The organism is Streptomyces xanthii (assembly GCF_014621695.1).
GTDB lineage: Bacteria > Actinomycetota > Actinomycetes > Streptomycetales > Streptomycetaceae > Streptomyces > Streptomyces xanthii.
This window is the reverse complement of record NZ_CP061281.1, coordinates 3702276-3725254: the sequence shown is the minus strand read 5'-3', so window position 1 is coordinate 3725254 and position 22979 is coordinate 3702276. Positions and strand designations below refer to the sequence as shown.

Annotated in this window: 20 protein-coding genes, 2 tRNA genes and 1 riboswitch; of the genes, 15 read left to right on the top strand and 7 right to left on the bottom strand. The window is 72.4% G+C overall.

From position 1 onward, the window contains the following. Positions 1-64: 64 nt before the first annotated feature. Entirely contained in the window at positions 65-1615 is a 1551-nt protein-coding gene (locus IAG42_RS16865) for a metallophosphoesterase family protein (protein ID WP_188337811.1), read from the bottom strand. A gap of 58 nt (positions 1616-1673) precedes the next feature. On the opposite strand from IAG42_RS16865, the gene IAG42_RS16860 reads away from it, so the two are divergent. The 6 genes from IAG42_RS16860 to IAG42_RS16835 all read left to right on the top strand — a co-directional run bounded on the left by IAG42_RS16860 (position 1674) and on the right by IAG42_RS16835 (position 9257). Beyond that, on the top strand, positions 1674-2024 hold the full coding sequence (locus IAG42_RS16860) for a metallopeptidase family protein (protein ID WP_188337810.1): 351 nt from the start codon (positions 1674-1676) through the stop codon (positions 2022-2024). A gap of 135 nt (positions 2025-2159) precedes the next feature. Continuing rightward, a complete protein-coding gene (locus IAG42_RS16855) occupies positions 2160-2690 on the top strand; it encodes a hypothetical protein (protein ID WP_223206036.1) in 531 nt (176 codons plus the stop codon). Positions 2691-2927: 237 nt separating this feature from the next. After that, the gene (locus IAG42_RS16850; RefSeq protein WP_188337809.1) at positions 2928-5168 is read left to right on the top strand and encodes a DEAD/DEAH box helicase; all 2241 of its coding nucleotides are present in this window, start codon (positions 2928-2930) and stop codon (positions 5166-5168) included. Positions 5169-5360: 192 nt separating this feature from the next. Further along, complete coding sequence (locus IAG42_RS16845) at positions 5361-7505, top strand: FG-GAP-like repeat-containing protein (RefSeq protein ID WP_449657188.1); 2145 nt, start codon at positions 5361-5363, stop codon at positions 7503-7505. A 61-nt stretch (positions 7506-7566) separates the two neighbouring features. After that, positions 7567-9102, top strand: a complete 1536-nt coding sequence (locus IAG42_RS16840) for an amino acid permease (RefSeq protein ID WP_188337807.1) — start codon at positions 7567-7569, stop codon at positions 9100-9102. Positions 9103-9184: 82 nt separating this feature from the next. Then, positions 9185-9257, top strand: a tRNA-Lys gene (locus tag IAG42_RS16835). 64 nt (positions 9258-9321) lie between these two features. Here the strand turns inward: IAG42_RS16835 and IAG42_RS16830 are convergent. Continuing rightward, positions 9322-10341: a DUF389 domain-containing protein gene (locus IAG42_RS16830; RefSeq protein WP_188337806.1), complete on the bottom strand. Its 1020-nt coding sequence runs from the start codon at positions 10339-10341 to the stop codon at positions 9322-9324. A 125-nt stretch (positions 10342-10466) separates the two neighbouring features. On the opposite strand from IAG42_RS16830, the gene IAG42_RS16825 reads away from it, so the two are divergent. The 3 genes from IAG42_RS16825 to IAG42_RS16815 all read left to right on the top strand — a co-directional run bounded on the left by IAG42_RS16825 (position 10467) and on the right by IAG42_RS16815 (position 11744). Then, complete coding sequence (locus IAG42_RS16825) at positions 10467-10874, top strand: SHOCT domain-containing protein (protein WP_188337805.1); 408 nt, start codon at positions 10467-10469, stop codon at positions 10872-10874. Positions 10875-10901: 27 nt separating this feature from the next. Further along, positions 10902-11342 carry a DUF6325 family protein gene (locus IAG42_RS16820; protein WP_188337804.1) on the top strand — a complete coding sequence of 147 codons (441 nt, stop codon included), beginning with the start codon at positions 10902-10904 and terminating at the stop codon, positions 11340-11342. 78 nt (positions 11343-11420) lie between these two features. Continuing rightward, positions 11421-11744 carry an SHOCT domain-containing protein gene (locus IAG42_RS16815; RefSeq protein ID WP_188337803.1) on the top strand — a complete coding sequence of 108 codons (324 nt, stop codon included), beginning with the start codon at positions 11421-11423 and terminating at the stop codon, positions 11742-11744. Positions 11745-11822: 78 nt separating this feature from the next. On the opposite strand, the gene IAG42_RS16810 is transcribed toward IAG42_RS16815, so the two are convergent. The 4 genes from IAG42_RS16810 to IAG42_RS16795 form a co-directional block, all read right to left on the bottom strand. Next, on the bottom strand, positions 11823-13076 hold the full coding sequence (locus IAG42_RS16810) for an MFS transporter (protein WP_188337802.1): 1254 nt from the start codon (positions 13074-13076) through the stop codon (positions 11823-11825). 84 nt (positions 13077-13160) lie between these two features. Further along, entirely contained in the window at positions 13161-13691 is a 531-nt protein-coding gene (locus IAG42_RS16805; protein ID WP_188337801.1) for a carboxymuconolactone decarboxylase family protein, read from the bottom strand. Between the two features lie 79 nt (positions 13692-13770). After that, positions 13771-14625 (bottom strand): hypothetical protein, encoded by an 855-nt coding sequence (locus IAG42_RS16800; protein WP_188337800.1) that lies wholly within the window; start codon positions 14623-14625, stop codon positions 13771-13773. A gap of 160 nt (positions 14626-14785) precedes the next feature. Further along, positions 14786-16225 carry an MFS transporter gene (locus IAG42_RS16795; protein WP_188337799.1) on the bottom strand — a complete coding sequence of 480 codons (1440 nt, stop codon included), beginning with the start codon at positions 16223-16225 and terminating at the stop codon, positions 14786-14788. Between the two features lie 190 nt (positions 16226-16415). On the opposite strand from IAG42_RS16795, the gene IAG42_RS16790 reads away from it, so the two are divergent. Continuing rightward, entirely contained in the window at positions 16416-17054 is a 639-nt protein-coding gene (locus IAG42_RS16790) for a TetR/AcrR family transcriptional regulator (RefSeq protein ID WP_188337798.1), read from the top strand. Here IAG42_RS16790 and IAG42_RS16785 read toward each other — a convergent pair. After that, positions 17041-17391, bottom strand: coding sequence for a helix-turn-helix transcriptional regulator (locus IAG42_RS16785; RefSeq protein WP_223206412.1), 351 nt, complete (start codon positions 17389-17391; stop codon positions 17041-17043). The two genes, IAG42_RS16790 and IAG42_RS16785, sit on opposite strands and share 14 nt — an antisense overlap. 292 nt (positions 17392-17683) lie before the next feature. Between IAG42_RS16785 and IAG42_RS16780 the strand changes: the two genes are divergently transcribed. From IAG42_RS16780 to IAG42_RS16760, 5 genes are all read left to right on the top strand, one after another. Beyond that, positions 17684-18910 carry an alginate lyase family protein gene (locus tag IAG42_RS16780; protein WP_223206035.1) on the top strand — a complete coding sequence of 409 codons (1227 nt, stop codon included), beginning with the start codon at positions 17684-17686 and terminating at the stop codon, positions 18908-18910. 63 nt (positions 18911-18973) lie between these two features. Further along, positions 18974-19047 (top strand) — tRNA-Met (locus tag IAG42_RS16775). Positions 19048-19222: 175 nt separating this feature from the next. Beyond that, on the top strand, positions 19223-20326 hold the full coding sequence (locus IAG42_RS16770) for a PP2C family protein-serine/threonine phosphatase (RefSeq protein ID WP_223206034.1): 1104 nt from the start codon (positions 19223-19225) through the stop codon (positions 20324-20326). Between the two features lie 244 nt (positions 20327-20570). Further along, a riboswitch (cyclic di-AMP (ydaO/yuaA leader) is annotated at positions 20571-20724 on the top strand. An 11-nt stretch (positions 20725-20735) separates the two neighbouring features. Beyond that, positions 20736-21800 carry a M23 family metallopeptidase gene (locus IAG42_RS16765; RefSeq protein ID WP_188337795.1) on the top strand — a complete coding sequence of 355 codons (1065 nt, stop codon included), beginning with the start codon at positions 20736-20738 and terminating at the stop codon, positions 21798-21800. A 166-nt stretch (positions 21801-21966) separates the two neighbouring features. Continuing rightward, a complete protein-coding gene (locus IAG42_RS16760) occupies positions 21967-22911 on the top strand; it encodes an aldo/keto reductase (protein ID WP_188337794.1) in 945 nt (314 codons plus the stop codon). Positions 22912-22979: the final 68 nt, after the last annotated feature.

The window sequence follows — 22979 nt, the reverse complement described above, 5'->3', positions numbered from 1 at the left end:
CGCTTCGCAGCGCGTCGGGGACGTGAGAAGCATATGGGATGCGGGGACGGTTCGCCAAAACGGTTTACGGGGTGACCTCCGGAGGGCTCGGCGACGGCGTGGCCCCGGGCTGGTTCTCGGCCGGGAGATGGCGGCTGACCTCGGCCGTCGTCAGGCCCAGACCGCCCAGCCTGATCTCGTCCCAGGCCTGGAGCCGCTTGGTCGTCCGGTCCAGATAGAGCACCGACGCCTCCACCGGGTCCGGCTCCTTGTCGTCGACGGCACGCAGCCCGCTGCCCCCGGTCGAGCCCTCGATCCGCAGCCGGGTCCCCAGCGGCAGCACCTCCATCTCCTGGTGGTGGACGTGCCCCGACAGGACCAGCGGCACCGCCCCGTCCGTCTGGCGCGCGGCGAGCGGGTTGTGGGCCAGCGCGACGTCGACGGGCGTGCCGGCCGCCCGCTGGTCGCGCAGGGCCGAGGCGAGCCGGATGCCCGCGAGACGCTCGGCGGGGTCGCCTAGGGCCTTCGTGGAGCGGTCCGGCGTGTACTGGGGGTCGCCGGTGCCCGCGAAGCGCAGGCCCGCGACGGTGGCCGCCCGGCCCTCGTCGAGCACGTGCACGTTCTTGAAGCGGCCCAGATAGCGCTGGGTCTCCTTCGAGTCGTGGTTCCCGCGGATCCACACGTACGGGGCGCCCAGGTCGGCGACCGGGTCGAGGAAGGCGTTCTCGGCGGTGGAGCCGTGGTCCATCGTGTCGCCGGTGTCGACGATCACCGAGATCCGGTACTGCTTCACGAGCGAGGCGATGATCTTCCAGGACGCCGGGTTGAGATGGATGTCGGAGACGTGCAGGACGCGGATCGTGGACGGGTCGGGCCGGTACGCGGGAAGCGTGGACGTCACGTCGTAGAGCTTGGTGACGTTGGTGACCAGGCGGGCCAACTCCTGCTGGTAGACGTCGAACTCGGTGACGATCGAGCGGGCGTTGCCGACGACGGAGGGCGCCGAGGACAGCAGCCCGGAGAAGCGGGGCTCCAGGACCGACTTCGGGTTCCAAGTGGCGTACGCGCTCACGCCCGAGGCCATGAGGAGCGCGAGGGCGAGGCCGCCGGCAGCGAGGGCGCGGCGCGGGCGGCGGTAGACGGCGAGGCCGAGGGCGGTGGCGCCGGAGACGACGGCGACGCAGGAGCGCAGGGCCAGGTCGACGGTGCCGTGCTCGACGTCGCGGGCCACCTCGTCCTGGAGGCCGGAGATGCGCTCGGGGTGGTCGACGAGGGCCTGGGAGCGGTCGGGGTCGAGCCGGTCGACGTCGACGTCCAGGCGGATCGGGCCCGTGTGGGAGTCCAGCTCCAGGGCGCCGAGCGGCGACACGTTGATCTTCGTGCCGCCCGTCAGGGACGGCCGCAGCGTCATCTTGGTGTCCATCGGGCCGACCGGAGTGCGGACGCTGCCCACGATCAGCAGGCCCAGCCAGGCGCCGAGCAGGACGACGGCGACCAGGCCGAGGGCGCGGGCCACGGGGTGCGGCGGCTGCACGAGCTGCAGGGCGAGGGGGCGCGCGCGGGGGTCCCGGGCTCCCCGCGCGCGGCGGAGCGCCCGGCGCAGGACACGTATGGCGGCGGTGGGCGAGCGGGCCATTGCTCCCGTATGCCCAAGTGAGCGGGTGGATATGCGGGTTGTGCCGGACAATGGCCGGGTGCTGGAGATGACGCGTGAGGAGTTCGAGGAACTGGTCGCCGAGGCGCTCGACCGGATTCCGCCCGAGTTGACGCGGCTCATGGACAACGTGGCCGTGTTCGTGGAGGACGAGCCGCCCGCCGACGATCCCGAGCTGCTCGGGCTCTACGAGGGCACGCCGCTGACCGACCGCGGCGAGTGGTACGCGGGGGTGCTGCCGGACCGGATCACGATCTACCAGGGGCCGACGCTGCGGATGTGCGAGGCGCGGGAGGACGTGGTCGTGGAGACGGAGATCACCGTGGTGCACGAGATCGCGCACCACTTCGGGATCGACGACGCCCGGCTGCACGCGCTCGGATACGGCTGACGGGCGGTTCCGGCCGGGGTGGCGCGTGTCTTCTTGCGGGGCGCGGGAGTTGGGAACGGTGTCCCCGTTCCGTGCCCCGGAGGTGCCCCCGTGCGCCAGCTGCCCGTATCCGTCCGTGTCCTTCGTCTGGGGCGTGTGGCCGCGACCGCGGTGGCCGTCGCCGCGGCCGCCGGGTGCATGAGTGTGGCCGACGGCAAGGACGGGCCCGCGCCCTCGCACTCCGCCTCGCACCGCGGTGGCGCCGCGGCTCCCGAGGGCGGGACGGCGGACTCGGGCGGGGCCGCCGCGCCGCGGGCCGGCCGCGACCCCGGCCGCGCGGGGGCGTCGGACGGGGCGGACGGCGACGCGAAGGGCGCCGAGGACGGCAAGGGCGGCAAGGACGGGCACGGCGACGAGGGCGCGGACGGCGCCTCGGCGGAGCCGTCGGGCTCGGCGTCGCCCCCGCGCGGCGGCCACCCCACGAAGCCGGCGCCCGCGACCTCCCCGGGCCGGCCGACGCCGCCGCGCACCACCCCGCCCGTGTCGACGCCCACGCCGGACCCGACCCCGTCGCAGACCCCGCCGCCGTCCCCGACGACCGCGGAGCCCTCGTCCTCGGCGCACGAGCAGGCCGGGGCGCGCGTGATGATGGGGGAGCCGACCCCGCGCGCCGGGGCGCCCGCCTGAGTGCTCGCGGCCCGCTGTGAGCGGGGTCTCAGGGTTCTGGTTTGCCTCGGGGGTGGGTGGGTGCGTATGGTGGTAGATCGTTTGATCCCATTTGCCCGGCGCCGCAGAAGAGAGCGCCGTGTGGCGCGTACTCTCCCTTGCCGTGGCTGGACCGCATTGAGGCGGTCGACTTGCGAAAGCGCAATTACACGGAGTTGACGGGCGCGTGCCGAGACTCCGGAAGGTTTCGCATTTCGCATGTCCATTTCCCTTGAGAACCTCGCTGACCAGAACGTCGACGCCGTCGAGAACGACGTGACCGACGCGGCCGTCACCGAGGCCCCCGAGGCCCCCGAGGCCGACGTCGTCGAGGCCGCCGAGGCCGAGCTCGACGAGATCGAGGACGCCGAGCCCACCATCACCTTCGCCGACCTCGGTCTGCCCGAGGGCGTCGTCCGCAAGCTCGCGCAGAACGGGGTGACCACCCCCTTCCCGATCCAGGCCGCGACCATCCCGGACGCCCTGGCCGGCAAGGACATCCTCGGCCGCGGCCGCACCGGCTCCGGCAAGACCCTCTCGTTCGGTCTGCCGACGCTGTCGCGTCTGGCCGGCGGCCGCACCGAGAAGCACAAGCCGCGCGCCGTCATCCTCACCCCGACCCGTGAGCTCGCGATGCAGGTCGCGGACGCGCTGCAGCCCTACGGCGACCAGGTCGGCCTGAAGATGAAGGTCGTCTGCGGCGGTACGTCGATGGGCAACCAGATCTACGCCCTGGAGCGCGGCGTCGACATCCTCGTCGCCACCCCGGGCCGTCTGCGCGACCTCATCAACCGCGGCGCCGCCGACCTCAGCGCCGTCGAGGTCGCCGTCCTCGACGAGGCCGACCAGATGTCCGACCTGGGCTTCCTGCCCGAGGTCACCGAGCTGCTCGACCAGGTCCCGGCCGGCGGCCAGCGCATGCTCTTCTCCGCCACCATGGAGAACGAGATCAAGACGCTCGTCACCCGGTACCTGAACGACCCGGTCAGCCACGAGGTCGACGCCGCCCAGGGCGCCGTCACGACCATGTCGCACCACATCCTCATCGTGAAGCCCAAGGACAAGGCGCCGGTCACCGCGGCCATCGCCTCCCGCAAGGGCCGCACGATCATCTTCGTCCGCACCCAGCTGGGCGCCGACCGCGTCGCCGAGCAGCTGCGCGAGTCCGGTGTGAAGGCCGACGCGCTGCACGGCGGCATGACGCAGGGCGCGCGCACCCGCACCCTCGCCGACTTCAAGGACGGTTACGTCAACGTCCTGGTCGCGACCGACGTCGCCGCCCGCGGCATCCACGTCGACGGCATCGACCTGGTCCTGAACGTGGACCCGGCCGGCGACCACAAGGACTACCTGCACCGCGCGGGCCGCACGGCGCGTGCCGGCCGCACCGGCACGGTCGTCTCCCTGTCGCTGCCGCACCAGCGCCGCCAGATCTTCCGCCTGATGGAGGACGCGGGCGTCGACGCCGGGCGTCACATCATCCAGGGCGGCGCGGCCTTCGAGCCCGAGGTCGCCGAGATCACCGGCGCCCGCTCCATGACCGAGGTCCAGGCCGAGTCCGCGGGCAACGCGGCGCAGCAGGCCGAGCGCGAGGTCGCCTCCCTGACCAAGCAGCTGGAGCGCGCCACCCGGCGTGCCACCGAGCTGCGCGAGGAGGCCGACCGCCTCACCGCCCGCGCCGCCCGTGACCGTGGCGAGGACGAGGAGGGCGTGGCCGCGGCCGTCGCCGCCGCCGCGGAGGCCGCTGCCGCCGCTGTCGTCGTCGAGGTCCCGGAGCAGCCGGAGCGTTCCTCGTACGAGCCGCGCCAGCGCCGTGACGAGCGGGGCAACTACGAGCGCCGTGACCGTCGTGACGACCGGGGCGGCGACCGTGGTGGCCGTTCCTTCGAGCGTCGTGACGACCGCGGTGGTGACCGTGGTGGCTTCCGCCGTGACGACCGCCGTGACGACCGGGGCGGCGACCGTGGTGGCCGTTCCTTCGAGCGTCGTGACGACCGCGGTGGCTTCCGCCGGGACAACGACCGTGGTGGCTTCAACCGTGACGACCGCGGCGGCCGTTCCTTCGAGCGCCGTGACGACCGGGGCGGCGACCGTGGTGGCCGTTCTTTCGAGCGTCGTGACGACCGCGGCGGTTTCCGCCGGGACAACGACCGTGGTGGCTTCAACCGTGACGACCGCGGCGGCCGTTCCTTCGAGCGCCGTGACGACCGGGGCGGCGACCGTGGTGGCCGTTCCTTCGAGCGCCGTGACGACCGCGGCGGCGACCGTGGCGGCTTCCGCCGCGACGACCGCCCGTCGGGCCACCGGGGCAGCGACCGCCCGTTCAACCGTGACCGCCGCGACGACCGTCCCTCCACGGGCCACCGTCCGTACGGCCGCCGTGACGACCACCGCGGTGCCGGTTCCGGCTCGTCCTTCGGCCGCCGCGACGACAAGCCGCGCTGGAAGCGCAACGGCTGACACTCCGACCGGCACTGATCGCCCATTGACCGGCGCCGACCGGCACTGAGCGCGGAAGCGGGTCCCTCTCTCACGAGAGGGGCCCGCTTTTTTCGTTCCCGCCGGGCGGGTGCGCGCTGCTAGGCTCCGGGGGCCCGTGTCACGGGTCTTCACTTTCGTACCGAGGGGCCCCACACCCTCCATGGTTCACACATGGTTCAAGGAGGGGCATTGCCTCGTCGGGGTCGTCTTCTGTCGGTGTCGCTGGCCGCGCTCATGGCGCTCGGCACCGCCTCGCTCACCTTCGCGCAGCCCGTGGGTGCCGCCGGTGCCGAGACCGTCGTACCGACGGGCGACGTCTGGGGGATCGACTTCGCCGGTGGTCATCTCAGCACCGTCGAGCGGGCTCCCAACGGGGAGCAGTACGTCACCGACCGGACCGTCTCGGCGGACGGCGCCACGGTGGGGGCCCTGTCGCGGCGCGGGTTCGCGGGGACCTACGCGGTCGGCCAGCACGCCGAGCGGGTTCCGTGCGACGCGAGCGGCGGCTGCGTGCCGCTGCGGGCGACCGGTGACGGCGGCGTCGGCTACTTCTCCGTCCACAGCGACGGCACCGAGCGGGCGCAGATCTGGCTGGGCCCGGACTCGTACCACTCCGCCGACGAACCCTCCGTCACCGGCGGCCGGTTCACCGACGTCAGCGGCCGCTTCTTCGCCTACTCCGCCGCTTCCACCGGCAAGCAGTACGTCGACGCCACGCAGACCTACCGTTCGGCGGACGTGCGGCTGACCCGCACCACGAGCGCCGCGTCCCTGTGGGGCACGCGGCTGTGGACGCCGGGATCCGGCGCGGGCGTGGTCACCTCGTACGACCTGAAGGCGAAGAAGACGGTGGCGACCGTGTCCACCGGGGCGCCGTGCACCGTCAAGGAGCTTCAGGCGATCGGGCGTTGGCTGTACTGGAACTGCGGTTCCGGCGGCCCCGCGGGCGTCTACGACCTCACCGCGCAGAAGAACATCACCGTGCCGTCGGGGCCCGCGCTCGTCGGCGACGGCTATCTCGTCCAGCACGACCGGACCGCCGGGAAGCTGCTGCTCACCGACTTCCACACGGGCGCGGCGCAGGCCCCGCGCGCCGTCGCCGACCTGCCGGCGGGCGCCACCGCGGACCAGCGGCGGCTGACCTGGTCCGTGGACAAGTTCGGCGGCGACATCGCGTACGTGGGCCAGGACCAGGCCGTGCACATCGTGCAGAGCGGCGTGCCGGCGCAGGGCCTCACGAAGATCGAGTCGGATGTCGACGGCGCGACCCTGGACGCCAAGGGGCGCAACGGCGCCTCCACCGCCTGGAACAGCACCTGGCAGTTCAACAAGCCCGCCACCTGGACGTTCACGGTGAAGGACGGCTCCGGCAAGGTGGTGCGCACCCTGCGCGGCGGCGGCGACGCCACGGCGCGGGTGGCGTGGGACGGCCGGACGGACGCGGGCACCTACGCCTACAACGCCGCCTACACGTGGACGCTGAGCGCGACCGGCGCCGACGGCACCGGCACCTTCGCCACGTCCGGCGGCATCGCCCTCACCGGCGGCCTCCAGGGCCACCACGACCAGGGCGGCTACCGCTTCGGCGAAATGGTCACCCTCAACTCCTCGGGCGGCCTGACGCTGCACTACACCGAGGGCAAGGGCACGTTCGACTGGAAGCAGTCCGGATCCGGCTGGCCCGCCGGCACCGTGGCCGTGCCGTTCGGCGACATGGGCAGCGACCGCTGCTCCGAGCTGCTGGTGCGCACGCCGGACGGCGAGCTGCGCCGGTACGCGGGCAAGTGCGGCAGCGGCGCCTACGTCCCCGGGAGCAGCCACACCTCGCTGGGCACCGGCTGGAACGCGTACAACGTGCTGACCGCGCCCGGCGACCTGACCGGTGACGGGCGGGTGGACCTGCTGGCCCGCAAGGCGTCCACCGGTGACATCTACGTGTTCGCGAACGACGGCCACGGCAAGCTCCTCGCCGGCAAGAAGATCCGCTCGGCCTGGACGTACACCCACATCGTCGGCGCCGGTGACCTGAACGGCGACGGGCTCGGGGACCTGCTGGCCCGCGGCAAGGACGGCACCCTCTACCGCTACGACGGCAAGGGCGACGGCACCCTGAAGGACCGGGTCACCGTGTTCACCGACTGGGGCGGCTCGTACACGACGATCGTGGGGGCCGGCGACGTCACGGGTGACGGCCGCAACGACCTCGTGGTGCGGGACAAGGACGGGAACCTGTACCGCAACGACGGCAAGGGGAACGGGTCGTTCACCTCGCGGACGAAGATCGCGACCGGATGGGCGTACAAGGGCGTCTTCTAGCCCGCCGACCGGTCCTTGATCGACCGCATGCCGGGCCCCCGGCACGGGAATCGCTGGGGGCATGACAAGTGAAGCGAACGAAGCGATCGACCGGAAACCGCCGCCCGGGCCGCAGGGCCCGGCGGCGAGCGCCGGCTCGGACGAGGAGCGTCTCGCCCAGCTCGGCTACACCCAGGTGCTGGCCCGACGGATGTCGGCCTTCTCCAACTACGCCGTCTCCTTCACCATCATCTCCGTCCTGTCCGGCTGTCTGACGCTGTATCTGTTCGGCATGAACACCGGCGGCCCCGTGCTCATCACCTGGGGCTGGGTCGGCGTCGGACTGATGACGCTGTTCGTCGGGCTCGCGATGGCCGAGATCTGTTCGGCCTATCCGACCTCCGCGGGCCTGTACTTCTGGGCGCACCGGCTCGCCCCGGAGCGGTCGGCGGCGGCCTGGGCCTGGTTCACCGGCTGGTTCAACGTGCTCGGGCAGGTCGCCGTGACCGCCGGCATCGACTTCGGCGCCGCGTCCTTCCTCGGCGCGTACCTGAACCTGCAGTTCGGCTTCGAGGTGACGCCCGGCCGCACGATCCTGCTCTTCGCCGCGATCCTGCTGCTGCACGGCCTGCTGAACACCTTCGGCGTGCGCATCGTCGCGTTCCTCAACAGCGTCAGCGTGTGGTGGCACGTGCTCGGCGTCGTCGTCATCGTCGCCGCGCTCGCCGTCGTCCCGGACCACCATCAGTCGACGGCCTTCGTCTTCACCCACTTCGTCGACAACACCGGCTGGGGCAGCAGCCTCTACGTCGTCCTGATCGGCCTGCTCATGGCCCAGTACACGTTCACCGGCTACGACGCCTCCGCGCACATGACCGAGGAGACCCACGACGCGTCCACCGCCGGACCGAAGGGCATCGTCCGCTCGATCTGGACGTCCTGGATCGCCGGCTTCGTGCTCCTGCTCGGCTTCACGTACGCGATCCAGTCGTACCAGGGCGCCCTGGACTCGCCGACCGGCGCGCCGCCCGCGCAGATCCTCCTCGACGCGCTCGGCGCCACCGCCGGCAAGCTCCTGCTCCTGGTCGTGATCGGCGCCCAGCTCTTCTGCGGCATGGCCTCGGTCACCGCCAACTCCCGCATGATCTACGCCTTCTCGCGCGACGGAGCCCTGCCGTTCTCCCGCGTCTGGCACACCGTCAGCCCCCGCACCCGCACCCCCGTCGCCGCCGTCTGGCTCGCCGCGGCGGGCGCCCTCGTCCTCGGCCTCCCGTACCTCATCAACGTCACGGCGTACGCGGCCGTCACCTCGATCGCCGTCATCGGCCTCTACATCGCCTACGTCGTCCCGACGCTGCTGCGGCTGCGCAAGGGCGACGCGTTCGAGCGCGGCCCCTGGCACCTGGGCCGCTTCTCCCGCCCGATCGGCATCGTCGCGGTCGCCTGGGTGGCCGTCATCACGATCCTCTTCATGCTCCCCCAGGTCTCCCCGGTCACCTGGGAAACCTTCAACTACGCCCCGATAGCGGTCCTCGTCGTACTCGGCTTCGCCGGGACGTGGTGGGGGGTGTCGGCGCGGCACTGGTTCCTGCGCGAAACACCCCGCGACGAGCCCTGACACCCCGGGATGCCGATACCCGATCGGCGTCCCGGGTCGCTCGGGCTATGCTCGGGGTTGCGTCGGCCGGTGCCGGCGTGGTGGACCCTTAGCTCAATTGGCAGAGCAGTGGACTTTTAATCCATTGGTTGTGGGTTCGAGTCCCACAGGGTCTACGCGTACAGGCGGCGCCCGGGTCGGCTTCGGTCGGCTCGGGCGCCGCTGTGTTCCGGCGGGTCGTCAGCTCAGGGAGCTGTCCTTGACCGTGCAGGTCGCGCTGACGGCCGGGCACCAGTGGGTGCGGCCGCCGACGAGGTGGAGTTCGAGGTCCGCGTCGCTCATGCCGTTGCGGTCGAGGGCGGCGCGCAGGGCGGTCGGCGCGGGCTGGGGCGGGAGGCCGAGGACGCCGATGACGACGACGCCGTTGCGGGCCTCGACCGAGGCGATCTGCCATTGGCGGCCGGAGGCCCACTTCTCGGCGACCGGACGGGCGTCGGCGGCGAGCGCGCGGTCCCGGGCCACGGACACGGTGCCGGTGGTGAGCGGCACCGCGATCAGCAGGACCACGGCCGCGACCGCCACGAGCGTGCGGCCGTGGAACCGCCCCACGGCGATGCCCGACTCCTGGGCCGCGCCCCGCACTCCGTAGAGCAGGAACACCACGGTGCCGGTGGCCACGATCGCGGCCACGTTGGTCGCGAACAGCAACGCCGACTCGCTCGCGTCGTGGTAGCGGCCGACCGTGAGGAGCAGGCCCGTCACGGCGAGCGGCGGCACGAGCGAGATGGCGATGGCGACGCCGGGCAGCGTGTCGGAGATGTCCGCGCGGACCAGAGCGAACGCGCCGACCGTGCCCGTCGCGAGCGCGGCGAGAAGGTCGATGAGGCGTGGGCTGATCCGTGACGAGACCTGGCTGTTGGAGGCGAACGCGTCCGGGGGAGCGGCGATCCAGCCGAGCAGCATGCCGACCGCGACGACCGCGAGCGCGCCCCCGAGCACGAGCAGCGCGCAGCGCGTCACCTGAGCGCGGTCGGCGAGGACGAGGGCCAGGGCGCTGCCCAGGATCGGGGTCATGAGAGGGGCGACGATCATGGCGCCGATGACGGTGGCGGTGGAGTCGCCCACCACGCCGGCGCTCGCGATGACCGCGGCGAGCACGAGCAGACCCCAGAAGCGGGTCGAGCTCGGGCTCCTGAAGTCCCGCTCGATGAAGAGCGTTCCGGTCATCCGGCGTGCGGTGCCCGCGTCTGCGTGAGCCATGTGATCAGGAACCTTCCACGGGTGCGCAGGGTGACGGGCGCGGTGCGGATCTCGAAATGCGCGCCCCAAAACCGCGGTGAATACTTTTCAGCACCATCCGGCCACATGGCGGAAAAGAGGCATGCATGGACGACTACCCGCTTCTGGACCTGTTTCTCACGATGCTTTTCTTCTTCCTCTGGATCATGTGGTTCTTCCTGCTCTTCCGGGTGATCATGGACATCTTCCGGGACGACGACCTGAGCGGCTGGGGCAAGACCGGCTGGCTCATCTTCTGCCTGGTCCTGCCGTTCCTCGGCGTGTTCGTCTACGTGATCGCCCGGGGCAAGGGCATGGGGCAGCGGGACGTGAAACAGGCGAAGGACCGGGAAGCGGCCTTCCAGGACTACATTCGCAAGACGGCCGGCGAGACGAACGCGGGTGCCGGCGGAAGCGATGAAATCGCCAAACTCGCCACACTCGCCGAACTCCACAAGTCCGGATCGCTGAGCGACGAGGAGTTCGGTAAGGCGAAGGCCAAGCTGCTCGCCTGAACGGGCGGGCCGGAAAGGTGAATCTCCGTGCTCAGTGAAGAAATCGACGCCGGCACCGTCGGCCCGGTGGACGTCGCCGTGATCGTCTTCGAGGGCAACCGGTTCAACGGCGAGGTCGTGCCGGCCCTGCAGGAGCTGCAGGGGGACGGAACCGTACGCATCCTCGACCTGACCTTCGTACGGAAGACCGGCGACGGCTCCGTCGACGTCGTCGAGCTGACCGACCCGGCGGTGGCGGAGACGTTCGGCCAGGTGGCCGGGGCCCGGTTCGACCTGCTCAGCGACGAGGACCTGCGCACCGTCGCCGAAGGGCTCCCGCCGGAGTCCTCGGCCGCGGTGGTGGCCTGGGAGAACACCTGGGCCGCCCGGCTCGGCGCCGCGATCCGCGGCTCGGGCGGCGAGATCGTGATGCTGGAGCGCATCCCCAGGACCACCGTCGCCGAGGCGGTCGCCGCGCTCGGAGCGTGACACCCACCTGGCGGAACCCGTGACGCGGACCCGTCGCGGAGCACCTGGACCCCGAACACCACCGGAAGGGACCTCACCATGCCTCAACGCTTCGGGCGGCCCGGCCTGCTCGGCACCATCGCCCGCACCGCGGTGATCTCGGGCACCGCCTCCGCGGTCTCCAACCGGGTCAACCGCGGCATGGCCGAGCGGGACATGCGCCGGCAGGCTGAGGCCCAGGCCGCCTGGCAGGGGCCGCCCCAGGGGGAGGCCCCCGCCGCGCCACCGCAACCGCCCGCCCCGCAGCAGCCCGCGGCCACGGACCGGGTCGCCCAGCTCACCGCGCTCGCCGACCTCAAGGCGCAGGGACTGCTGACCGACGAGGAGTTCGCGGCTGAGAAGGCCCGGGTCCTCAACTCCTGACCGCCGTAGCGGCACACCGACGCCCGCCCCCGTGACCGGCACGGGGGCGGGCGTTCCGGTGCGGGTGCGGCCGGTGCTTCACGCCGCCTTGGTGAGGGTGGAGCGGTCCAGCCGGGCCGGGGCCGCGGACGCCCGCGTGGTCTCGTCGCGGGGCCACAGGACCAGGGCTCCAGTGGCGCCCACCGCGGCGAGGGCCGCGAGGACGGTCCAGGCGAGCGGGAAGCCAGCCGTCGTGCCGAGCCATCCGGCGATCGGGTAGGTGACCAGCCACGCCAGGTGGGACAGGGAGAACTGGGCCGCGAAGATCTCGGGGATCGCGGCGCGGCCGGCGGAGGCGCGCAGGACCTTGCCGGTGGGCGTGATGATCAGCGCCATGCCGATGCCGGTCACGGCCCAGACGGCCGCGGTGCCGGCCCACGTGGTGAGGCCCGTCGTGATGACGGTGACGGCGGCGGTGGTCGCGGCGACGAGGACGGCGGCGCCGGTGAGCATCACGGTGCGGGCGGCGATCCGGTCGAGGACGCGGGGGAGGGCGAGGGCGGCCAGGAGCGTCCCGGTGCCGGAGGCGGCGAGCATCCAGGCCACGTCCGACTGGGAGCCGCCGAGCACGTCCCGTACGTAGTTGACGGTGTTGACGACGACGATCGAACCGGCGGCGGCGACCGTGAGGTTCAGCGCCATGACGCCGCGCAGGCGCGGGGTGGTGAGGAAGGTCCTGATGCCTGCCGCGGCCTTGTCCCAGGCCTTGGTGTGGGTGCTGGGGCGGGCGTCGGGGACGCGGGCCGACAGGACGAGCAGGGCGGAGACGAGGAACCCGGCGGACGTGCCGAGGAACAGCCGGTCGAAGCTCATGAAGGTCAGGGCGACGGCCGCGAGGACCGGGCTGAGCAGGCTCTCCATGGTGGAGGCGACCTGGGAGGCGGACAGCGCCCGGGTGTAGGCGGACTCGTCGGTGACGATGTCGGGGATGACGGCCTGGAAGGTGGGGGTGAAGGCCGCGGAGCCGGCCTGGAGCAGGCCGATCAGTACGTAGACGTGCCACACCTCGCTGACCAGCGGGAGCGCGAGGACGACCGCGCCGCGGAGCACGTCGAGGGCGACGAGGAGGGCTCTTCTCGGGAGCCGGTCGATGTACGCGGCGGCCAGCGGTGCGATGACCACGTACATGACCATCTTGATGGTCAGGGCGGTGCCGAGGACCGTGCCGGCGCGGGGGCCCGCGAGGTCGTAGGCGAGGAGTCCGAGGGCCACCGTGGTGAGCCCGGTGCCGAAGAGGGCGATGACCTGGGCGCCGAAGAGGTGGCGGTAGTCGCGGATCGCGAACAGTCGCATGACGGGTTCCTTCCGTGTGCATGCGGTGGGGCACGGCCCCGGGGTGGAGGCCGTGCCCCGCGGGTACAGGCGGGGGCGTCGCGGTCAGGCACCGGCGTCACCTCCCGGGGTGAGGCCGGCGAGGAGGTTGAAGGCGCCGGTGAGGACGTTCAGGGCGACGACGCCGACGACATCGGCGATCGCGCGGTCGCTGTAGCCGTGGGCGCGCAGCGCGGTGATCTGCTCGTCGGTGATCGACGTCGGCTCGCGGTGGACCTGGAGGGCGAGGGCGACGATCGCCGCGATCGCGGGATCGGCCGAGGTGCCCGCGCGGGCCCGCTCGATCTCGTCCTCGTCCACGCCGAGCGCGCGGGCGGCGGCGATGTGGGCCTCCAGGCAGAGGCCGCAGCCCTGCTGGGCCTGTACGGCGACGGAGATCCGCTCGCTGATCCGGCGGTCGAGCTTGGCGCGGCCCATGGCCCGGCTGAGCTGGAGGTATCCGCCCAGGACGGCCGGTGAGTGGGCCATCGTGGAGACCATGCCGCCGATCTGTCCGTGCCGGGAGACCAGGTCGGCGAGGAGGTCGCGGGACGCGCCGACGGCCGTCTCGGGGGTGAGTGGGGTGAGGCGGGGCATTGGGTGCGCTCCCTTCCTGAGAGTGCTCGGGATTCCGGGACGGGTGGGGTAGGGGCGGGGGGTATGCGCGCCCGGCCCGTCAGTGGTGGGCGTGGGCGTGGGCGTCGTGGTGGCCGTGGTGTCCGTGGTCGCCGTGCTCCGGCGCGGCGTCCGCGGTCTTCGGCGCCGTGCGCACGGTGAACTCGGCGGTCCGGACGACGCCCTCGTGCTGGAAGTCCAGGTACAGGCGGTACGTGCCGGCCGAGGGGGCGACGGCCATGAAGGAGATCTCGGGGCCCGGGGCGGTGACGCCGTCGCCGGGGGCGCCCTCCGGGTGGACGTGGAGGTAGCCGAGGTCGCCGACGCGCAGGGCGACGAGGTGTCCGTAGGCGGCCAGGTAGGGCTCGAGGTCGGTGACGGGCCGGCCGTCGCGGCTGACGGTGAGGGTCAGCTCGCTCGCCTCGCCGGCCCGGAGCGAGCCGTCGAGCGTGACCGCGTAGTCGCCGAGCCGGGCGATGCCGGTGGCCTCGGGGAGGGGGCGCGGGTCGTAGGCGCCGGCGACCGCGACGTCGGCGCCCAGGGTCAGGGTGCCGGTGTGGCCGGCCGGGTGGATGTCGGTGAAGAACCGCCAGTCGCCCGGCGTCAGGGGCAGCTCGGTCGTCCAGACGCCCTTCTCGTCCCGCACCGGGTGCACGTGCTGGAACCCGGAGGTGTCCCGCCGTACGGCGATGAAGTGCAGTTCCTTCTCGTGCTCGGGCACGAACTCGGTCACGGGGTGCCCGTCGGGGCCGGTCACGCGGAAGGTGATCGTCTGGGGGCCGGCGCCGAGGACCGTCGCGTCGAGCTCCAGCGTGTATCCGCCCTCGGAGACCGACAGGCCGCCCGCCTGGGTGCCGTGACCCGCGTGGGCGGAGTGGTCGGTGTGGCCGGCGTGAGCAGCGTGGTGGTTCGTCATGACAACTCCCTGGGCTCTGATCCGTCTTCGGGTGCCGTCCGCTCGGGGCGACGATCAGAAACATATACCCCCCGGGGGTATCTATGGAAGGGGATCCCGAGAAAACTTCGGGCGCCGGGCCGGGGGTGGGGGCTGCTCAGGGCCGGGGGCGGAGGGCGGCTCAGGGCCGGGGTCGCAGGAACAGTGCCGCGAGGGCGACGCCGAGGAGGACGAGCCCCGCGTTCACCGCGATGGCCGTCGTGACGCCGCTGTGGACGGCCGAGGCCGTGGTCGCTCCCGCCGTGGCGGCCGTGACCACCGCGGACATGACGGGGGTGCCGAGTGTGATGCCGACCTGCTGCGCCATGGAGGCGAGGCCGGTGGCCAGGCCCTGTTCGGCGTCGGGGAGCCCGCTCGTCGCGGTCACCATGAATCCGACGATGACCAGCATGTTGCCGACTCCGCCGAAGAAGGTCGCGGGCAGCAGCAGCGCGAGTGACGCGCCGGTCGACGTACCGAGGAAGAGCAGGGCGGCGGTGAAGACCGTCTGGACGAGGCCGCCCGCCACCAGGGCCGTCAGGGTCGAGGTCCGGGCGATCACGCGCGGGGCGAGCAGCCCGCCGGCCACCGTGCCGAGCCCCAGCACGCCGAACGTGACGCCGGCCGCGAGCGGTGAGAAGCCCAGGGTCTTCTGCAGGTACAGGGTGAGCAGGTAGACGAGGGACGTCTCGGTGACGAAGGCGAGCAGGCCGAGGACGTTGCCCCAAGCCACGGTGGGGCGGCCGAGCGTGCGCAGCGGCACGAGGGGCGCGGTGGCCCGCCGCTCGACCAGGAAGAACGCGGCCAGCAGGAGCGCGCCCGCGCCGAGTCCGAGCAGGGCGTGCGGGTGGGTCCAGCCGCGTTCGCCGGCCTGGGTGAGCCCGAAGACGAGGCCGAGCAGGCCGAGGGTGACGGTGAGCGCGCCGGGCAGGTCGAGGCGGGGGCGCTCGGTGGGCCGGGACTCCTTGATGACGGCCGGGGCGATCACCACGACGGCGAGTGCGACCGGCACGTTCAGGAAGAACGCCCAGCGCCAGGAGAGGAGGTCGGTCAGGATGCCGCCGAGGATCGCGCCGGTGGTGAAGCCGGCCGACATGAGCGCGCCGTTGATGCCCAGCGCCTTTTGGCGCAGCGGGCCCTCCGCGAAGGAGGTCGTGAGGAGGGCGAGGCCGGCCGGGGTGGCGGCCGCGGTCGCCAGGCCCTGGGCGACCCGGGCGGCGAGCAGCACCTCCGGGCTGGCTGCGAGGCCGCCGGCGAGCGAGGCGGCGCCCAGCAGCGCGAGGCTGCCGATGAAGATCTTCTTGCGGCCGATCAGGTCGCCGATCCGGCCGAAGAAGAGGGTGAAACCGGCCGCCGAGAGCGCGAACGCCGTGGCGATCCACTGCAGGTCGGAGAGGGCGAAGCCGAGGCTGTCGCCGATCGCGGGCAGCGCGACGTTCAGGATCGAGAAGTCGACGGCCAGCATGAACTGGGCGACGAGGAGGACGGCGAGGACCAGCTTCAGCCGGCCGGAGAGCCGCTCCGTGGCGGGCGCGGCCTGTGCTCCGTGCCGGCGGGCGTCGGTGGGTGCGGTGGTGGACATGGGCGTACGGCCCCTTCCGTGAGCGCGAAGGCGTAATGGGTCTGTGGTTCCGTTACGCCGGAACGTAGCACGGTCGGGGCTGGTAAGGGAACTGTGGTTCCGATAAGCTGGAACCTGTGAGGGTGCCGGACGAGATTCGGACACCCCGCACACCCGCCCCGTATCCACGACGGACGAAGGAGAGCCCCCCATGTCCGGCAGCGCCGCAGCCCCCGGTACCCAGCGCCCCGGTGGCCGCACCGCCCGGGTCCGCGAGGCCGTGCTCCAGGCCGCGGGCGACACCCTCGCCGCCGACGGCTTCGACGCCCTGGACCTCGGCGAGATCGCCCGCACCGCCGGCGTCGGCAAGACCACCGTCTACCGGCGCTGGGGCAGCCCCGGCGCGCTCGCCGCCGACCTGCTCGCGGACATGGCGGAACAGTCACTGCCCCGCGCGGACACCGGCACGCTCGAGGGCGACCTCCGGGCCAACGCCCGCCTGGTCGTGGCGACCCTCACCGATCCCCGCCAGGGCCGCCTGTTCAAGGCCCTGATCGCGGCGTCCCTGTGCAACGAGCAGGCCGCCGAGGCCCTGCACCGCTTCTACGCCGTGCGGATCCGGGAGTGGGCGGGCTGCGTCACGGACGCTGTTGCCCGCGGGGAGGTCCCGGCCGGGACGGACCCGGACGCGGTCGTCGCCGCCGTCTCGGCCCCGCTCTACTACGCCCTGCTCAACACCGGCCGCCCGCTGACCGACGCGGAGGCCGCCCGTGCCGCCCGCGCCGTCGCCGAGGCGGCCCGCGCCGGAGTCTGGGCCCCGTCCGGCACCGCGGAGGTCACGGATTCCTGAGCGGGCGGGTGTGGATCTTGGACATGCAGGCCGGAAGCGCCGCGTCCGCCCCGTGCTCCCGCGCCCGGTACGCGCTCGGGCTCTCCCCGACGAGCTCGGTGAACCGCGTGCTGAACGTGCCCAGCGACGTGCACCCGACCGCGAAGCACACCTCGGTCACCGACAGGTCGCCGCGCCGCAGCAGCGCCTTCGCCCGCTCGATCCGCCGCGTCATCAGATAGCTGTACGGCGTCTCGCCGAACGCGGCGCGGAAGCTGCGGGAGAAGTGGCCCGCGGACATCAGGGCGTCCTGGGCCAGGGCCGCCACGTCGAGCGGCTCGGCGTAGTCGCGGTCCATCCGGTCGCGGGCCCGCCGCAACCGCACGAGGTCGTCCAGATCCGGGCGCTTCACCCTGCCATTTTCCCACCGCAACCCGACGGACGGACCCGTTCCGCCTTCAAGGGCGACCCGGCACTGGGCCAGGGACCCTGACCGGCCCCGACCGAGGCCGCACCCACCCCCTGACGGCATCTCAAGAATGGGTGCTTGGGGGAATCTTGACTCGCCGGGTGCTCCCTACCGGCTCAACAGATCCTGCGCCGCGCGCCCCCGCGGGTCACGCTTCGAGTGACCGAACCGGAGGTGTTGCATGGCAGCGGGCACGCGGGCACGAGCTGTTCTGCTGGGACTGTTGATCCCCGCCCTGATGGCCGGCGCGACGGCATGCGGCGGCGCGGCCGCAACCCGTGCGCAGATCGCCGCCCGGCCGGAGAAGCGTCCCGCCGGCCAGACCTTCGCCCACCCCGGCGTCCTGGTCGGCAAGGCCCAGCTCACGGCGGCGCGGCAGCACGTCGAGCACCGGCAGGAGCCGTGGGCGTCCGCGTACCGGCAGATGAGCCGCAGCAAGTACGCGAGCCCCGCCTACAAGGCGAAGCCGTACGCGGTCGTGGAGTGCCCGCCGGACACGCGCCCCGGGCAGGGCTGCGTGGAGGAGCGCGAGGACGCCATCGCCGCGTACACCCAGGCCCTGCTCTGGAACATGACCGGCCGCAGAGCGCACGCCGAGAAGGCCGTGCAGATCATGAACGCCTGGTCGGACAAGGTGAAGAAGCACACCGAGGGCAACGCCGGACTCCAGACCGCCTGGGCCGCGACCTCCTGGGCCAAGGCCGCCGAGCTGATGCAGTACACGTACGACGGCTGGCCGGACGGGCAGGAGCTCAAGTTCCAGCGGATGCTGCGGGACGTCTACCTGCCGGTCGTGCGGGGCGGATCCGCCGACTTCAACGGGAACTGGGACCTCGTCATGGCCGACGCCACGATGAGCATGGCCGTGTATCTGAACGACAAGCCGTCCTTCGACAAGGCGGTGCACCACTTCCGCACCCGCGTCCCCGCCTACTTCTACCTGTCCTCCGACGGGAAGCTGCCGGTCAAGCCCGAGGGCAGCGACATCGACACCCCGGAGAAGATCCACACGTACTGGTTCGGGCAGACCACGTTCAAGGACGGGCTCTCGCAGGAGACCTGCCGCAACTTCAAGCACGCCAGCTACTCGCTGGCCGCCACCTCGCACATGGCCGAGACCGCCTGGCACCAGGGCCTCGACCTGTACGGGGAGGTGAAGGACCGGCTCGCGGCCGCGCTCGAGTTCCACTCCAAGTACCAGCTGGGCGCCACCGCCCCGGCCTGGCTGTGCGGCGGCAAGGTGCAGCGGGACATGGGCCCGGACACCGAGGTGGGCCTCGCGCACCTGCGGGGGCGGCTGAAGATGGACCTGCCGCAGACCACCCGGCTCACCCGGGAGGAACGGCCCGAGGGAACGGACGACCTGTTCGTGGCCTGGGAGACCCTCACCCACGCGCGGGCCGCCTGATCCGGGCCCGCGGCAACCGATTCGCGTTTACCTCCACCGATGGCGTACTGTTGGTTTCACCGACGCGGGGTGGAGCAGCTCGGTAGCTCGCTGGGCTCATAACCCAGAGGTCGCAGGTTCAAATCCTGTCCCCGCTACTGACAGAGCGAGGCCGGAATCTTCCGAGATTCCGGCCTCGCTCTTTTTGTTCGCCAGAAAGCGCGCCCTTTCGCTGCACCCGGACGGCCCAGTACTGCTCGCCGCCGCGGCCCGCCCCGGGAAACCTTGGGGGGACGCGGACATTCGGGCGCGCAAGCGGCAGGAGACGAAGCGGTGGGGCAGCGACGGGGTCGGCACGCACACGCACCGGGCAACCGTGGTCTGCGCACCGTCCTGCGACTGCTGCCCGCGCTCCTCGTCATCGGCGGCGCCGCCTACGAGTACAGCACCCCGGCGGGCTTCGCCGGTTCTCCTCTGTTCAGTGCCGCACCCCTGGTGGCGGCCCCCTTCTTCTCGATGCGCGCCACGATCCTCGCCGGTGTCGCCTCGATCGCGGCGATCGTCGCTGTCCACTTGCGCTTCACGAACGACTTCGGCTCCGACATCGTGACCGAGATGGTCACGGTGGCCACCGTCTGCCTGCTCGCCTGCTTCATCAACCGGATCGTGCGGCACAGCAGCGAACAGCTCGCCTCCGCCCGGCACATCGCGGAGGCGGCCCAGCGCGCGGTCCTGCCGGCCCCGCCCGGCCGGACCGGCGGCCTGGACGTCGCCGTGCGCTACGAGGCCGCGCAGGCTGGCGCGTTCATCGGCGGCGACCTCTACGCGGTGCAGGAAACCCCGCACGGCGTGCGCGTCGTCGTCGGCGACGTGCGGGGCAAGGGCATGGGCGCGGTGTCGGCGGTGGCCGTCGTCATCGGCGCGTTCCGCGAGGCCGCCGAGCAGGAGGGCAGCCTGGAGAACGTGGCCCGGCGCCTGGAGCGGGCGCTGGCCCGCGAGGGCACCCGGCGCAGCGGCGTCGACGACTTCGAGGGCTTCACGACGGCGGTGCTCGCCGAGTTCCCGTACGGGGCCGGCCTGGTGCGGGTGCTCAACCGCGGGCACCCGGAGCCGCTCCTGCTGCACGGCGACGGCACGCTGCGGATGCTCGGTCCGGGCGAGGCCGCGCTGCCGCTCGGTCTGAGCGCGCTGGGCAGCTGGCCGGACCGCGCCACCGAGGAGGCGTTCCCCGCCGGCGCCACGCTGCTGCTCTACACCGACGGCCTGTCCGAGGCGCGCGACGCGCACGGCGTCTTCTACGACCCGGCAGACCGGCTGTCGGGGCGGAGGTTCAGCGGACCCGAGGAGCTGCTCGCTGAGGTCGCCGAGGAGGTCCGGGAGCACACCGGCGGGGGCGCGCGGGACGACATGGCGCTGCTCGCCGTACGACGTCCTTGATCGACATCACGGGGGGTGATCGAACGGCACCCCTGCGCATAACAATTGATGCAGCGTCAGAAAGTCGTGGCGGATCCGTGTCCTCCGATGTGGGGTCAACTCGCCCGATTCCGCCCGCTCGTGCCCTGATAAGTCCAGGCCAAAGACGTGAACGATCAGTGGGAACGGCTTGGAAATCGTGTCGGCTGTCTATTAACGTTCGATAACGCAGCGCGGTCGTCCCAGCCGTCACAAGAGTCGGCTCCGCGCGCACGCGCTTAATCCCGAAAGGGAGCCGGGGAACCACCAACTTGGGGTGAATCGGACCGTAGCGACGCATGTGCGTCCGTCTACGCCCGTAGGAGACCTTCCTGCTCCGAACCCGTCAGCTAACCCGGTAGGCGAGAAGGAAGGAAAGGAGAGCGCCCCCGTGGCGTCGAACCGGCCTGCCCCCGAGTTCTCCTACGGCTCCGCCGAAGCGTCTGACGACTTCGGCGTCGAGCGAGAGAACTGGGAGGAGTGGAACCCCACCGAGGAGTCCGTCCGACCGGTCCGCGGCCGGCACCGCGTGGCCCGCCAGCGCGGCGGACTCGCGCGCAGCTCCACGGTTCTCGGCGTCGGCGTGATCGCCGCCGTCGGCGCCGGCGGCATCGCCACCGCGCAGGGCGGCAAGCCCGCGGTCTCGCTCTCCATGCCCGACCTTTCCGCGGTCAAGGACTCGCTGCCCGAGGCCAAGTCCCTGCCGGGCGTGGGCGCGCTCATATCCGGCTCGGACGACTCCGCCGACGCCGCGTCCGACGGCTCGCCGGCCGCCCAGGCCGCCCCGCTCACCACGGTGACCGACGGCGCGCAGGGACAGTCCGACGCGGGCGAGGCCCTGCGGGCCCGCATCATGGCCCAGGCCGAGACGCAGCAGTCCGCCGCCGAGGAGGCCGAGCGCCAGGCCGCCGAGGAGGCCGCCGCGCAGAAGGCCGCCGAAGAGGCCGCCGAGCAGCAGAAGGCCGCCGAGGCCAAGGCCGCCGCCGAGAAGAAGGCGGCCGAGGAGGAGGCCAAGCGCAAGGCCGAGGCCGAGCGCCTCGCCAAGCTGGCCAAGAGCTACAAGCTCCCCGTCGCCTCGTACACGCTCACCGGCACCTTCGGGCAGCCGGGCTCCATGTGGTCCTCCGGCTACCACACGGGCCTCGACTTCGCGGCCTCCACCGGTACGCCGATCTACGCGATCCACTCCGGGACCGTCACCGAGGCGGGCTGGGCCGGTGCCTACGGCTACCGCACCGTCCTCACCCTCGACGACGGCACCGAGCTGTGGTTCTGCCACCAGTCCTCGATGAACGTCAGCGTCGGCCAGAAGGTCAGCACCGGCGACGTCATCGGCCGCGTCGGCGCGACCGGCAACGTGACGGGCGCCCACCTCCACCTCGAGGTCCACCCCGACGGCCAGGCCACGGGCGTCGACCCGGCCGCCTGGCTGCGCGACAAGGGCCTCGGTCTCTGACCTTCCCCGATCCCCGGCGGTCCTGGCGGCAACCCCCCGACGCCAGGGCTGCCGGTTCCGCGTGCCCGCGTGCGCCCGCCGGCCGACAGCCCGTCAGACCGACAGAGGCCCACCTCCGCCGGAACCGGCCGGAATACCGGATTCTGTGCGGGCGTTGAGAGGGTTCATGACTTCTCTGCGCTCTCTCGGCTCCTCGGACCTCGAGGTCTTCCCCCTCGCCCTCGGTGGCAACGTCTTCGGCTGGACGGCGGACGAGGCCGCCTCCTTCGCGGTCCTCGACGCCTACACCGCCGCCGGCGGCAACTTCATCGACACCGCCGACTCCTACTCGGCGTGGGTGGAGGGCAACGAGGGCGGTGAGTCCGAGACCGTGATCGGCCGCTGGCTGGCCGCGCGGGGCCGGCGCGACGACGTCGTCATCGCCACGAAGGTGAGCCAGCACCCGCGGTACCAGGGCCTGTCGGCGGACAACATCAAGGCCGCCGCCGACGCCTCGCTGCAGCGTCTGGGCACCGATCACATCGACCTGTACTACACGCACTTCGACCAGCCCGACGTGCCCGTCGAGGAGATCATCGGCGCGCTCGACGAGCTGGTGCGGGCGGGCAAGGTCCGCTACATCGCGGCGTCCAACATCACCCCGGCCCGCCTCCAGGAGTCCCTGGACCTCTCCGACCGCGAGGGCCTCGCCCGCTACGTCGCCCTCCAGCCGCACTACAACCTGGTCTCGCGCGACACGTACGAGGGCGCACTGGAACAGGTCGCCTCCCGCGCGGGCCTCGGCGCCGTCCCGTACTACGCGCTCGCCTCCGGCTTCCTCACCGGCAAGTACCGCACCGGCGTCACCGTCGACAGCGCGCGGGCGCAGGGCGCGGCCCGGCACCTGGAGACCGCGCGCGGGCAGGCCGTCCTCACGGCCCTCGACGAGATCGCCAAGGAGCGCGACGCGCAGGTCGCCACCGTCGCCCTGGCCTGGCTCGCCGCGCAGCCCACCGTGACCGCGCCGATCGCCTCGGCGCGCACCGTGGAGCAGCTCCCGGCGCTGCTCGCCGTCGCGGACCTCGAACTCACCGAGTCAGAGCTCCAGCGCCTCGGCCGCGCCTCCGCCTGACCGACAGCGGGCAGGCCCGGCAGGCCTAGGGCCTTTCTTTCGGATCCGGCTGGGCTCGCGGGGCGTGG